General features: G+C 70.1%; 11 protein-coding genes. 5 read left to right on the forward strand and 6 right to left on the reverse strand.

Translation table 11 applies throughout. From position 1 onward, the window contains the following. The first annotated feature begins 50 nt into the window (after nt 1–50). The 3 genes from PMI14_RS09155 to PMI14_RS09165 all read left to right on the forward strand — a co-directional run bounded on the left by PMI14_RS09155 (nt 51) and on the right by PMI14_RS09165 (nt 4,261). A complete protein-coding gene (locus tag PMI14_RS09155) occupies nt 51–2,261 on the forward strand; it encodes a TonB-dependent siderophore receptor (RefSeq protein ID WP_007853091.1) in 2,211 nt (736 codons plus the stop codon). A gap of 13 nt (nt 2,262–2,274) precedes the next feature. After that, nucleotides 2,275–3,813, forward strand: a complete 1,539-nt coding sequence (locus PMI14_RS09160; RefSeq protein WP_007853093.1) for a PepSY-associated TM helix domain-containing protein — start codon at nt 2,275–2,277, stop codon at nt 3,811–3,813. A gap of 127 nt (nt 3,814–3,940) precedes the next feature. Beyond that, nucleotides 3,941–4,261 (forward strand): hypothetical protein, encoded by a 321-nt coding sequence (locus tag PMI14_RS09165; RefSeq protein WP_007853096.1) that lies wholly within the window; start codon nt 3,941–3,943, stop codon nt 4,259–4,261. 67 nt (nt 4,262–4,328) lie between these two features. Here the strand turns inward: PMI14_RS09165 and PMI14_RS09170 are convergent, their stop codons facing one another. The 4 genes from PMI14_RS09170 to PMI14_RS09185 all read right to left on the reverse strand — a co-directional run bounded on the left by PMI14_RS09170 (nt 4,329) and on the right by PMI14_RS09185 (nt 9,951). After that, nucleotides 4,329–5,639, reverse strand: a complete 1,311-nt coding sequence (locus PMI14_RS09170) for a uracil-xanthine permease family protein (protein WP_007853098.1) — start codon at nt 5,637–5,639, stop codon at nt 4,329–4,331. Nucleotides 5,640–5,829: 190 nt separating this feature from the next. Then, the gene (locus PMI14_RS09175; protein WP_007853101.1) at nt 5,830–7,239 is read right to left on the reverse strand and encodes an 8-oxoguanine deaminase; all 1,410 of its coding nucleotides are present in this window, start codon (nt 7,237–7,239) and stop codon (nt 5,830–5,832) included. A gap of 125 nt (nt 7,240–7,364) precedes the next feature. Continuing rightward, complete coding sequence (locus tag PMI14_RS09180; RefSeq protein ID WP_007853110.1) at nt 7,365–8,273, reverse strand: LysR family transcriptional regulator; 909 nt, start codon at nt 8,271–8,273, stop codon at nt 7,365–7,367. Between the two features lie 49 nt (nt 8,274–8,322). Next, the gene (locus PMI14_RS09185; protein WP_007853111.1) at nt 8,323–9,951 is read right to left on the reverse strand and encodes an iron ABC transporter permease; all 1,629 of its coding nucleotides are present in this window, start codon (nt 9,949–9,951) and stop codon (nt 8,323–8,325) included. A gap of 116 nt (nt 9,952–10,067) precedes the next feature. Here PMI14_RS09185 and PMI14_RS09190 point away from each other — a divergent pair, with 116 nt between their 5' ends. Next, on the forward strand, nt 10,068–11,150 hold the full coding sequence (locus tag PMI14_RS09190) for an ABC transporter ATP-binding protein (RefSeq protein ID WP_007853112.1): 1,083 nt from the start codon (nt 10,068–10,070) through the stop codon (nt 11,148–11,150). A gap of 163 nt (nt 11,151–11,313) precedes the next feature. Continuing rightward, nucleotides 11,314–11,928, forward strand: coding sequence for a SiaB family protein kinase (locus PMI14_RS09195; RefSeq protein WP_007853113.1), 615 nt, complete (start codon nt 11,314–11,316; stop codon nt 11,926–11,928). On the opposite strand, the gene PMI14_RS09200 is transcribed toward PMI14_RS09195, so the two are convergent. Beyond that, nucleotides 11,925–12,326, reverse strand: a complete 402-nt coding sequence (locus tag PMI14_RS09200) for a thiol-disulfide oxidoreductase DCC family protein (protein WP_007853114.1) — start codon at nt 12,324–12,326, stop codon at nt 11,925–11,927. The two genes, PMI14_RS09195 and PMI14_RS09200, sit on opposite strands and share 4 nt — an antisense overlap. Nucleotides 12,327–12,351: 25 nt before the next feature. Beyond that, nucleotides 12,352–12,921 carry a DUF4166 domain-containing protein gene (locus PMI14_RS09205; RefSeq protein WP_007853117.1) on the reverse strand — a complete coding sequence of 190 codons (570 nt, stop codon included), beginning with the start codon at nt 12,919–12,921 and terminating at the stop codon, nt 12,352–12,354. Between the last annotated feature and the right edge of the window lie 89 nt (nt 12,922–13,010).

The raw sequence follows: 13,010 nt of genomic DNA on the forward strand, positions 1-13,010 counted from the left end.
GACGGCACGCACCTGTCGCCAGGTGCCGCCGTCCGCCAGAGAGTTGTGCCATGTCCCGTTCCCTTTCGACTGGTGTTGCCGCACCCGCCGCCCTGTTCACCTTGTCGCCGCTGCATGCGGCCCTCCTCATCGCCCTGGTGCCGCTGTGCGCGGCCGCTCAGCAGGCCGCCCCGACCCTGCAGGCGGTCGACGTAATCGACGCCGCGGCCCAGCCCAACGGCCGGCTGCAGCTCGATGCGCCGGTGGCCACCGGCAGCCGCCTGGGCCTGACGGTGCGCGAGACGCCGGCCTCGGTGACCCTGGTGGACCGCGCCACCATCGACGCGCGCGGCGCGCAGGACACGCAGGAGATCCTGCGCGCCGTGCCCGGCGTCAGCGCGCACAACGCGCCCGGCTCCATGGCCGCCAGCTACCGCGGCTTCACAGCCAACTCGGTGGCGCAGCTGTACAACGGCATCAACCCGCAGTACGGCAGCGCCACGCGCGCGGTGGACAGCTGGATCTACGACCGCGTGGAGGCCATCGGCGGGGCGTCGAGCTTTCTCTACGGCTCGGGCGGCGTGGGCGGCTCGATCAACTACCTCACCAAGACGGCCGAGCGCGGCAACTTCGCCGAAGGCCAGCTGCGGCTGGGCTCCTACGGGCTCAAGGAGGCTTCGGTGGGGCTGAACCGGCAGATCGCAGGTAGCGCCGGCAGCAGCGAAGGGGCCGGCCCCGCGCACTTCGCACGCATCGACCTGAACCACCGCGACGTGGGCAGCTGGACCACGGGCACCCAGACGCAGGCCACGCAGTTGGCCACCTCGCTGCTGTCGGACCTGGGCGGTGGCTTCACACACACCCTGGCCTATGAATACCAGAAGGACCATGTGGACCGGCCCTACTGGGGCACGCCGGTGCTCAACCCGGCCGTAGGCGCGCTGCGCATCGACCCGGCCACGCGCTTTGCCAACTACAACAGCGCCGACGGCCTGTACGAGCACCGCGCGCAGTGGCTGCGCTCGGTGGCGCAGTGGCGCGTGTCCGATGCGCTGCAGCTGCGCAACACCTTCTATGCCTACGATGCGCTGCGCGACTACCGCAACGTGGAGATCTACACCTTCAACGCCGCCAACACCGCCGTGGTGCGCACCTCGCCCTTCCTGCAGCGCCACGACCAGACGCTGCTAGGCAACCGCATCGAAGGCACGTACCAGGGCCAGCTGGCGGGCCGCAAAAGCGACTGGGCCTTCGGCCTGGACGTGAGCGTGAACAGGCAGACGCGCTTTCCGCAAAGCCTCTCCACCACCGTCAGCACAGTGAACCCCACCCAGTTCACGACCGAGAACTTCTTCGACATCCCGGGCACCTCGCCGGTCTACAGCGCCGACAAGGACAACAAGGCCACGACCACCGCCCTGTACCTGGAGAACCGCACGGCGCTGGTGCCCGGGCTGAACCTGGTCACCGCGCTGCGCCACGAGCGCATCGGCCTGGACCTGGTGAACCGCCGCGCCGTGACGGCCACCGCGCCCGCCACCTTCAGCCGCGACTACCACCCCACCACGGGCCGCCTGGGCGTGGTGTGGGACATCGCGCCCGGCGCCAATCTGTACGCCCAGGCCTCGAACGCGGCCGACCCGCCCTCGGGCTCGCTGGCCTCGGCCTCGTTTGCCGACGTGCGCAACAACAGCGAGCTGACCACCGGTCGCCAGGTCGAGCTGGGCAGCAAGTTCGACTTCTGGAACGGCAAGGGCAGTGCCACCGTGGCGGTGTACGAGATCCGGCGTCAGAACATCGCCTCGCAGGACCCGGCCAACCCCAACCTCACGCTGCTGGTGGGCGAGCAGTCCTCGCGCGGCATCGAACTGTCGGCCGGCCTGCGCCCCAGCGCGCAGTGGCAGCTTCAGGGCAACCTGGCGCTTACGCGTGCGCGCTACGAGAACTTTGTGCAGGGCGGCGTGTCCATGGCGGGCAAGGTGCCGGCCCTGGTGCCGCAGGCCGTGGCCAACCTCTGGGTGTCGTACGCCATCACGCCCACCGTCACGGCCAGCGCGGGGCTGCGCCATGTGGGCAAGGTGTATGGCAACGCGGCCAACACGAAATACTGGCCGTCGTACACCCTGCTCGACCTGGGCCTGGGCTGGAAGCTCAGCCCCGCCACCACGCTCACCGCGCGCATCCGCAACGCCACCGACCGCACCTACGCGGCCGAAGTGCGCGACCAGGTCTACCTGGGTGCGCCGCGCACGGCGGACCTCACGCTGCACACTGCGTTCTGACGGGGGCCGCAGCATGCAGCAGCACGCCAAGCGCTGGCTCTACCTCGTGCACCGCTGGGCGGGCGTGGTGCTGTGCGCCTTCTTCGCCATGTGGTTCTTTTCGGGTGTGGTGATGATGTACGTGGGCTACCCCAAGCTCACGGCCACCGAGCGCCTGGAGCACCTGGCGCCGTTGCGCGGCGCATCCATCGCGCTGGAACCCGCCGACGCGCTGCGCGCCGCGGAAATGGAGGGCCAACCCCTGGCCGACCTGCGCCTGGCCGCAGCCAGCGGCGGGCGCGCCGTGTACCTGGTGCAGCCCGAGGGCGCGCCCAAGCGCCGGCCGGCCACCGTGGTCGATGCAACCACCGGCGAGGTGCTGCGCGGTGTGGATGCGGCCTGGGCCATGGCCACGGCGCAGGCCTTCGCGGGCGCATCGGAGAACGCCCTGCGCCACCTGGGCACGCTGGACGAAGACGCCTTCACCCACTCACGTGCACTCGATGCACACCGCCCCCTGCACCACGTGGCCCTGGGCGACGCGGCGGGCACCGAGGTGTATATCTCGGGCACCACGGGCGAAGTGGTGCGCGACGCCACGCGCAGCGAGCGCGGCTGGAACTACGTGGGCGCCTGGATCCACTGGCTTTACCCGTTTCGCGGCAACGTTTTCGACGGCTGGTGGGCCGACATCGTGAATTGGCTGTCCATCGCGGGCATCGTGCTCACACTCACGGGCACGGTGGTGGGCGTGCTGCGTTGGCGCTTCACGCGGCGCTACAAGAGCGGCTCACGCTCACCCTACCGGGGCTTCATGATGCGCTGGCACCATGTCTTCGGCCTGCTGTTCGCCGCCGCGACGCTGACCTGGATCTTCAGCGGCCTGATGTCCATGAACCCCTGGAAGGTCTTCGACAGCGGCGCCCCCGCCCTGCGCAGCCATGCCATGCACGGCGGCCCGCTGCGGCTGCCCGCGCAGGCCGCCAGCGTGCAGGCCCTGCTGGCGGCGGCATCGCCCAACACGCGCGAACTGCGCTGGGTGCGCCACGCCGGCCACACACTGGTGCTGGCGGCCAGCCCCACGGGCGCGCCGGCCGTGCGCGACGCCGCCACGGCGCAGCCCCACACTCCAGATCCGGCCGAACTGCAGGCCGCCGCCGCACGCCTGCTGCCCGACCCGGTGGCGCACACCGAACTGCTGCACGGCTACGACCTGCACTACTACAGCCGCGCCGCCCACACCATGACCGGCGGCGGCGACAACAAGCCCCTGCCCGTGCTGCGCGTGGTGTTTGCCGACGCCCCTGCCACCTGGGTGCACATCGACCCGCACACCGGCGCCGTGCTCGACAAGAGCGACAACCACCGCCGCGCCAGCCGCTGGCTGTTTGCGCTGTTGCACAGCTGGGACTGGGGCCCGCTGCTGGCGCACCGGCCGCTGTGGGATGCGCTGCTCATCGTGCTGAGCCTGGGCGGTCTGGTGCTGAGCGCCACGGGCGTGGTGGTGGGCTGGCGGCGGCTGGTGCGGCCGTGGCGTGGCTCGGTGCAGATAGCCAGATCACATGCAAAATAAGATTGAAACCTTTTGTTTCATGAGGATACACTGCGTAACACCTGGGTGGCACGCAGCGGGCAGCCTTGCCGCACGCACCCAGGCCCCGCCATCTTCAACGCCAAAAACCACCTGGCAGAGGTCTTTCATGCAATCGATCCGCACCGCGCTCACCGGCGCCCTCCTCGTCCTGGCCGCAGGCACGTCCGCCCTGGCCGCAACCGACTACAACAGCCCACCCGCAGGCGATGGCCAGTACCGCCAGTGCCTGAGCCATGCCGCCAAGCTCTACGAGGGCGGTGACGAAAAGAGCCCCGTCCGCGGCCAGACCAAGGCCCAGGCCTGGTGCACCTGCATGTGGAACGAGACGCCCGACGACTTCAAGGGCAACCTCGTGACCTTTGCCGAAACGCGCAAGGGCAAGGAGACCAACAAGCTCTGCGAAAAGCACGCCGACTGGCACGAGTGAGCCGCTTCGCCCTCCACTGGGCAAGCACACAGCAAGCCGCCTTCGGGCGGCTTTTTCATGGGCGGGCTCAGGCGGGCTCGTCTTCCTCGCGCTCACGCCCGGGCAGCAGCAGGTTCAGGCCCACGGCCACCAGCGCGCCCACGGTGATGCCCGAGCCGAAGACCTCGCGCACGAAGGCCGGCATGCGCGCCAGCAGGTCGGGCCGCACCGTGACGGCCAGGCCGCAGCCCAGCGAGACAGCGATGATCAGCGTGTTGCGGCGCGAGGGCGCAGTGCTGGCCAGCATGCGGATGCCGGCCGAGACGATCATCGCGAACATCATGAGCCCCGCGCCGCCGAGCACCGGCTGCGGAATGGTCACCACCAGCGCACCCAGTACCGGAAACAGCCCGGCCAGCAGCAGCATGACGCCCGTGAGCGTGACCACGTGGCGGCTGGCCACCCCGGTGAGCGAGACCACGCCCACGTTCTGCGCAAAGGTGGACAGCGGCGGGCTGGACATCACCGCCGCGAAGGCCGAGCCCACACCGTCGCACAGGATGCCGCTGGCCAGGCGCTTGCCCGGGATGGGCGTGCGCGTGGCCGCGCCCAGGGCCATGAAGGTGCCCGTGGTCTCGACGATGGTGACCAAAAAGGCGATGGACATGGCAAGGATGCCCGAGACCGGGAACGCCATGCCGAAGTGCAGCGGCTGCGGGATGGCGAACACCGGCGCCTCGCGCACCTGGGTGAAGTCGATGAGCCCCAGCCCGAGGCACAGCACATAGCCGCTGGCGATGCCCAGCACCACAGCGCTGGCCGAGACGATGCCCTTGCCCCATTGCACGAAGCCGATGACCAGCGCCAGCACGAATCCGGCAATCGCCAGGTGGCCCACGGCGCCGTAGTCGCTGGCGCCCACGCCGCCGGCCGCCCAGTCCACCGCCACGGGCGTGAGCGACAGGCCGATCAGGGTCACGACCACACTGGTCACGGTGTGCGGAAAGAAGCGCCGTATCACCGGCATGAAGAAGCTGCCCACGATCATCACCAGCGAGCCCACGAGCGACGAGCCCAGGATGCCGGCCACGCCATGCTCCAGGCCCACGCTGATGCCCGCACCGACAAAGGCGAAGCTGGTGCCCATGACACAGGGCAGGCGAATGCCCACGGGACCCACGCCCTTGCACTGGATGATGGTGACGATGCCCGAGCCCAGCAGTGCGGCATTCACCAGGGCCACGATCTGGTCGGCCGGCAGCTTGAGCGCGCCGCCCACCACCAGCGGCACGGCGATGATGCCGCCGAGCGCCGCCAGCAGGTGCTGCAGCGACAGCAGCACCGCGGTGGCCAGCATCGGGGGCCGGTCTTCCACCTGGTAAAGCAGTTGTTGATCCATTGTCTTTGTCTCCTTGTCCGTTGGCCTTTTTTATGCAAAGGCACTTGTCGTCATGTGAGGAATGCAGTCTCTGGTGGGGCGCGTTGCCGTGGCTCCTTGCGTGCGGTGGTGGGCGGCAGGCGCCCAGGTCGAACCGGGCCCGCCCGCGAAGGGGCAGCCCGGTGGTGAGTGGTGGGGTGAAGAAAGGGAATCAGTGGCCGGCGGCGGCCCGCTCGAACAGTGTTTGCGCCAGGGCGTTGTGGCGCCCCAGCACCACGGGCAGGTCGGCCGTGAGCAGGCGGCCGCGTTCGACCACCACGCGGCCGTTGATGACGCTGGTGTCCACGTTGGCCGGCGTGCAGAACACCAGGGCCGCCACCGGGTCATGACCCGCGCCGGCAAAGCCCACCGAAGACATGTCGAAGGCTACGAAATCGGCCGACATGCCGGGCGCCAGCGCGCCGATGTCGTCGCGGTTGAGCACGCGCGCGCCGCCCAGGGTGGCGATCTCCAGCGCCTCGCGCGCGCCCATGGCGGCGGGGCCGTGGCCCACGCGCTGCAGCAGCAGGGCCTGGCGCGCCTCGCCCAGCATGTGGGCGCCGTCGTTGGATGCACTGCCATCCACCCCCAGGCCCACGGGCACGCCGGCATCGCGCATGCTGCGCACGGGCGCAATGCCCGAGGCCAGGCGCATGTTGGAGCAGGGGCAGTGGGCCACGCCCGTGCCGGTGCGCGCGAACAGGGCGATGCCCTCGGGGTCGAGCTTGACGCAGTGCGCATGCCAGACGTCGCGGCCCACCCAGCCCAGGCTCTCGGCGTACTGCGCGGGGGTCATGTCGAACTTCTCGCGCGAGAAGGCCACGTCGTTGTCGTTCTCGGCCAGGTGGGTGTGCAGCGACACGCCGTGCGCACGCGCCAGCAGGGCCGACTCGCGCATCAGGTCGCGCGTCACCGAGAACGGCGAGCACGGCGCCAGCACCACGCGCAGCATGGCGTGGCGCGAGGCGTCGTGGTACTGCTCGATCAACCGCAGGCTGTCGCGCAGGATGGCCTCTTCCTCCTCCACCACCACGTCGGGCGGCAGGCCGCCCTTGCTGCGGCCCAGGCTCATGGAGCCGCGCGCGGCGTGAAAGCGCATGCCCATCTGCTGAGCGGCGGCAATGGCATCGTCCAGGCGCGCGCCGTTGGGGTACAGGTACAGGTGGTCGCTGGTGGTGGTGCAGCCCGAGAGCATGAGCTCGGCCATCGCCGTCTGGGTGGATACATGCACCATCTCGGGCGTGAGGTGCGACCACAGCATGTAGAGGTTGTTGAGCCAGGAGAACAGCTCGGCATCCTGCGCCGCGGGCACGGCGCGCGTGAGGCTCTGGTACATGTGGTGGTGGGTGTTGACCAGGCCGGGCAGCAGCACCCGGCCGCGCATGTCGAGCACCCGGGCCCGGCCCTCGTCGGCCATGCGGCGGTACTCCAGCGGCAGCTCGGCCGTGGGGCCCACCCACTGCAAGGCGGGGCCATCGGCCACCAGGGCGCCATCACGGATCTCGCGGCGCTGCGCGTCCATGGTGACGAGGACATCGGCGTTCAGGGCGATCAGGGGGGTCGTGGCGGTCTGTGTGGTCATGGGGGCGGCTTCTCTGGGTCGCAATTCGATGGCGCCAGTCTAGGAACGCCGCTGCATCCGCGATAGCGCCGATTTGCGCCAATGGTGTCCACAAAATGTGGACACCCGCAAGGCCCTGCCCTGCCTTACCGTGCCGTGGCGAAGAGCCGCGCCAGGGCGTCGCCGATGTTGGCCGCCATGAGCTCGGCCGCGGGGCTGAGCTGGCCCTTCGCGCGCGCCGCCAGCACCAGGGTCTGGCGCGCCAGGTGGGGGTCGCGCAGCGGCACGAAGACCAGGGCGTTGCGCGCGCGCTCCTCCATCACATCGAGTGGGTTGAGCAGGGCGATGCCCTCGCCCAGCACCACCAGACGCAGGATCAGCGCCATCGAGGTCGACTCGGCCACGGGCGTGACCTTGATGGCATTGCGTTCGAAGGCCGCGTCGAGCAGCGTGCGGATGGTCAGTTGCGGCGCCGGCAGGATCAGCGCATGGCCGACGCAGTCGCTGAGCAACACGGAGGAATGGCGCGCCAGCGCGTGCTTGGGCGGCACCACGGCGCCGATGGGCCATTCGCTGGCCGACAGCGTGCGCACGGCGGGTTTGAGCGACAGGTCGTAACCCAGGCCCAGCTCGGCATCGCCGCGCTCCACGGCGGCCGGTATCTCGGCAATCGGCAGGTCGATGATGCGCACCGCGATGCCCGGGTAGCGCTGGCGGAAGGCATGCACCAGCGAGGGCAGCAGCGAGCCCGCCAGACCCGCCGTGGTGGCCACGGTGATCTCGCCGCGGCGCTCGTCCTTGAACTCGGCAATGCGCTCGCGCAGCGCGGCATGCTCGCGCAGGGTGCTGCGCACATGGGCCAGCACCATCTCGCCCAGTGGCGTCAGGCGCAGCCGGTTGTGGATGCGGTCGAACAGCGGCGCGCCCAGCTCCGCCTCCAGGTCCAGGATCTGCCGGTTGACCGCCGTGGGCGCCACGTGCAGGTGCTCGGCCGCCTTGCGGATGGAACCGCGGCGGACCACTTCGTCGAGGTAGCGGAGAACTCGGGCGTGCATGGCGCGCAGGTTACCCGGTTTGCCGCAAGGTGCTGCGACCAGCGGACTACTAGCGCTTGCTCGACCTCAGCGTGCGGCTGAGCAAGATCACTGGCACCAGCCCCACGGCCACCAGCGCCAGCGAGGGCAGCGCGGCCTCGCCCAGGCGCTCGTCGCGCGCCAGCTGGTAGGCCACCACGGCCAGGGTGTCGCTGTTGAAGGGGCGCAGCACCATGGTGGCGGGCAGCTCCTTCATCACGTCCACGAAGACCAGCAGCGCGGCGGCGGCGGTGGAGCGCTTGAGCAAGGGCCAGTGCACGCGCGCCAGCAGGCCGACGCTGCCGGTGCCCAGCATGCGCGCCGAGTCGTCCAGGCTTTGCGGGATGCGCGCATAGCCGCTTTGCATGGACTGCAGCGCCACGGCGCAAAAGCGCACCAAATAGGCCCAGACGATGCCCACGGCCGTGGCCGTGACCAGGGCGCCCACGCCCCATTGCGGCATGGCCGCCTGCAGCCAGCCCACGGGCAACAGCAGCCCGACCACGATGACGGCGCCGGGCACGGCGTAGCCCAGGCTCACCAGCTGCACCACGCCGCGCGTCACGCGGTCGGCGCTGCGGCGCACCGCGAAGGCCAGGGCCAGCGCGACGATGACGGCCAGTACGGCGGTGATGGCGCCCAGGCGCACGCTGTTGCCGGCCCACTCGATGAAGCGCCCCCAGGGCAGCACCGACCAGTCGGCCGCCAGCGGCCGCAGCATGAAAACCACGGGCGCCACGAAGCCCATGAGCACCGGCAGGCCACACACGGCCCAGGCCAGCAGCCGGCGCCCGCCGCGCAGCGCCAGGGGCTGCGCCTCGGCCGAACCGGCGCGGCCCAGGCCGCCCGCAAAGCGCATGCGCTTTTGCGCCCGCTGCTCCAGGTGCAACAGGGCCATCACCACCACCAGCAGCATGGTGGCCAGCTGCGCGGCGGCGAGCCGGTTGTCCATGGACAGCCAGGCCTTGTAGATGCCGGTGGTGAAGGTCTGGATGCCGAAGTAGCTGGCCACGCCGAAGTCGGCCAGCGTCTCCATGAGCACCAGGGCCACGCCGGCGGCCACGGCCGGGCGCGCCAGCGGCAGCGCCACGGCGCGGATGCGGCGCGGCAGCGGCGCACCGAGCAGGCGCGCGGCCTCCATCAGGTGCGCGGCGCGCTCGCCCAGCGCGGTGCGCGCCAGCAGGTAGACATAGGGGTAGAGCGAGAAGATGAACACCCAGACCGCGCCGCCCAGGCTGCGCACCTCGGGCAGCAGCCGGCCTTCGAGACCGAAGGTGGCGCGCAGCCCCACCTGCAGCGGGCCGCTGAACTGCAGGAAGTCGGTGTACGCATAGGCCGTGACGTAGGCCGGCATGGCCAGCGGCAGCAGCAGCAACCACTCGAAGGTGCGCCGGCCCGGGAAGTCGAACAGCGTCACCGCCGCGGCCGCGGCCGTGCCCACGGTGGCCGCGCCCAGCGCCACCAGGACGCTCAGCCACAGCGTGGTGGCCACATAGCCGGGCAGCACGGTGGAGGCCATCTCGCGCAGGATGGGCCCGGCCAGCGCATCGGCCTGCCCGATCGGCAGCCACGAGGCCAGCACCGCCAGAACGGGCAGGACCAGGATGCCGGCGAGCAGGACCAGGGGAAGGGTGTGGAGGCGAAAGGGTGTGCGGCGCAAGGCAGGGGGGCTCGGCAGAAGAAAGAACGCACGCCGGCCCGGGCAAGACACCAGGGAAGATCGGAGATGCAAATGCGAATTTTAAGCATTTGCCTCCGCCCACCTAAAATGGGGCCATGTTCCTAGAGGTCTCCCAACTTGAAGTGCGTTATGCAGGTCGCCCCCGCGCCGCCGTGCAGAACGTGTCCCTGGGCCTGCGCGCGGGCGATATCGGCGTGCTGATCGGCCCCTCGGGCTGCGGCAAGACGACCCTGCTGCGCGCCGTGGCCGGGCTCGAGCCCGTGTCGGGAGGGCAGATCAGCCTGACCCAGCAGGTGGTCAGCAGCGCCAGCGTGAGCGTGCCGCCCGAAGAGCGGCGCATCGGCATGGTGTTCCAGGACTATGCGCTGTTTCCGCACCTCTCGGTGGGGCGCAACGTGGCCTTTGGCATCCACCACCTGCCGCGCGCCGAGCAGGCCGCGCGCGTGGCCGAGGTGCTCACGCTGGTGGGCCTTTCGGGCAGCGAGCAGCGCTTTCCGCACGAACTCTCGGGCGGGCAGCAGCAGCGCGTGGCGCTGGCACGCGCGCTGGCACCGCGTCCGCAACTGATGCTGCTGGACGAGCCGTTTTCCAACCTCGACGTGGACTTGCGCGAGCGCCTGGCGCACGAGGTGCGCGGCATCCTCAAGGCGGCCGGTGCCACGGCCCTGTTCGTCACGCACGACCAGCTCGAGGCCTTTGCCATCGGCGATGTGATCGGCGTGATGCACGAGGGCCAGCTGCACCAGTGGGACGACGCCTATACCCTGTACCACCGCCCGGCCACACGCTTCGTGGCGGACTTCATCGGCCATGGCGTGTTCGCGCCCGCTACGCTGGTGCAGCGCGGCAGCAACGTGGTGGCGCAGACGCCCGTGGGCGAGCTCACCGACCTGGCCGAGTGCCCCCTGCCCGCGAGCTACCCCGGCGGCGAGTGCGACGTACTGCTGCGCGCCGACGACATCGTGCACGACGACGCCTCGGCGGTGCAGGCGCAGATCGTGCGCAAGTCGTTCCGCGGCTCGGAGTTTTTGTACACCCTGCGCCTGGCGAGCGGACAGACCGTTGTGGCCCATGTGCCCAGCCACCACGACCACGCGGTGGGCGAATGGATCGGCATCCGCGCCGAGGCCAACCATGTGGTGACCTTCCCGCGCGAGGCCGAAGCCCGGGTGGCCTGAAACGCTTCACGCAAGCGTCACGGCGCCGTCATGCAAGGCGGCAAGAATCGGTTGCAATTCGTAGCAATACCACCGATTCTTCCCGCATGCCTTTCCTCGACAGGTGCCCGGCCACAGGGGTCTGCGCCGCCCCCGCCCCCTTTTCCACGCGCGGAGCCGCCGTATGAACGGCCCCGATTTCGAACGCTTCCAGGCCAACGCGCAGGACTGCGGCGTGCTGTTCTACTACGCCGGTGAGTTCACCCCGGCCGTGGTGGCCGCGGCGGCCGACTCGCTCAAGCAGCGCCTGGCCACCGAGGACGCTTCGGGCCCGGCCAAGCGCAAGCTGTTCTCCACCTTCGTGGAGATGGCACACAACATCCTGCACTACGCGGTGCCGCCCGAAGAGGGCGGCGTTGCGCCGCTGGCCGCTGATGCGGCCACCGGACCCAAGGGTGCCATCGGTGTGGGCAAAGACCTGCCCGAAGGCGGCCAGGAGGCCGAGGCCGCTCCCCAGTACTGGATCGTCTGCAGCAATGCCGTCGATGTGGCGCATGTGCCCCGGTTGACCGACAAGCTCGACGCCCTGCGCGCCATGAGCCTGGAAGAGATCAAGCAAAGCTACCGCGAGCAGCTGCGCAACCCCGACCACAACGCGAATGACACCCTGAGCAAGGGCGCCGGCCTGGGCCTTCTGACCATTGCCCGCGATGCGAGCGCGCCGCTGGAGTACAGCTTTGCGCCCAGCCCTGATACCGAGGGCCGCACCGCGCTGTTCCACGTCAAGGCCCGAATCTAATCCAGAAACCGCCCGGCATGCTCCGGGGCGGGCACCATGCACACCTCAGACCGTCCCCAGATGCGGTAGCGGTTGCGCGCCACCCAGCGGTACAGCGCATCGCGCAGCGGCGCAGGCACCAGCCAGCCCACCCACGCCAGCCGCCAGGGCCAGCCCAGGCGGTGCAGGATGCGCAGGATGGCTGCGGTGTGCTGCCAGGTGCGAGCGCCTTCTTCCTTTTCCTCGACCACCAGCAGGGTCTGCAGGCCATCGACCTGCAAGCCGGCCGCCTGCAGCAGGCGCAGGCCCTCTTGCCCCTGGATGGACGCAAAGCGGATGCGGCCCGCGCGGTCGTGGCGCAGCAGGAACTGCACCCAGCCATTGCACAGCAGGCACTTGGCGTCGAAGACGACGATCACGGCATTGGGGCGTCGAAGACGACAATCATGGTGGCGAAACCGGTACCTGCAGATGCCCCTGGTAGGCCACGACACGGCCGATCCAGGGCACGTTGGCCTGCACGTCGAAGTGCAGTTCGTCATCGCCCTGCCCCGTCTCGCGCGCCACGATGGCCGGCTGCAGCCAGCGCGGGCAGGGTATGCCCAGAAAGCGCATGCGCACCAGGCGCATCTCCAGCCGGCCGCCCTCCACGGCCGACAGGCCGAACAGCAACCGCGCCGCGCCCATGTGCTCCTCGACGAAGCCCGGCGCCTCGCGCAGGGTGGAGCGCATGGTGCGCGTGGGGAAGATGCGCGTCCAGACCTCGGCGCCAGGCGTGGCGTCGAGCTCGAAGCGGATCGCGCCCCGCCCCGCCTGCAGCGGCGCCCCGAGTCCCCAGGCCAGCACACGGCCCAGCAGCGATGCCGGGGCCTGTACCTGCACCTGGCCATGCAGCACCTGCGGGCCGGCCAGGCGGTGAAAGCGCGCCACCGGCGAGGACAGCCGGTCGAAGTCGCCGCCCATCACGCGCTGGTACAGCGTGGCGGGTGCGGCAGGGGCAATGGTGTCGTTCATGGGACCTTGCATCCAGGACAAAGGCCTGGGTTGGTCCAGTCTACCCGCCCCGGTGCACAGGCAAAAAAATGCGGGCCGTAGCCCGCGCA

This window comes from Acidovorax sp. CF316 (assembly GCF_000276605.1).
Classification (GTDB): domain Bacteria; phylum Pseudomonadota; class Gammaproteobacteria; order Burkholderiales; family Burkholderiaceae_C; genus Acidovorax.

What these genes read in the sequence shown, in the direction of transcription:
- PMI14_RS09155 (WP_007853091.1), top strand. Translation starts at nt 51, where the DNA reads ATGTCCCGTTCCCTTTCGACTGGTGTTGCCGCACCCGCCGCCCTGTTC.
- PMI14_RS09160 (WP_007853093.1), top strand. Translation starts at nt 2,275, where the DNA reads ATGCAGCAGCACGCCAAGCGCTGGCTCTACCTCGTGCACCGCTGGGCG.
- PMI14_RS09165 (WP_007853096.1), top strand. Translation starts at nt 3,941, where the DNA reads ATGCAATCGATCCGCACCGCGCTCACCGGCGCCCTCCTCGTCCTGGCC.
- PMI14_RS09170 (WP_007853098.1), bottom strand. Translation starts at nt 5,639, where the DNA reads ATGGATCAACAACTGCTTTACCAGGTGGAAGACCGGCCCCCGATGCTG.
- PMI14_RS09175 (WP_007853101.1), bottom strand. Translation starts at nt 7,239, where the DNA reads ATGACCACACAGACCGCCACGACCCCCCTGATCGCCCTGAACGCCGAT.
- PMI14_RS09180 (WP_007853110.1), bottom strand. Translation starts at nt 8,273, where the DNA reads ATGCACGCCCGAGTTCTCCGCTACCTCGACGAAGTGGTCCGCCGCGGT.
- PMI14_RS09190 (WP_007853112.1), top strand. Translation starts at nt 10,068, where the DNA reads ATGTTCCTAGAGGTCTCCCAACTTGAAGTGCGTTATGCAGGTCGCCCC.
- PMI14_RS09195 (WP_007853113.1), top strand. Translation starts at nt 11,314, where the DNA reads ATGAACGGCCCCGATTTCGAACGCTTCCAGGCCAACGCGCAGGACTGC.
- PMI14_RS09205 (WP_007853117.1), bottom strand. Translation starts at nt 12,921, where the DNA reads ATGAACGACACCATTGCCCCTGCCGCACCCGCCACGCTGTACCAGCGC.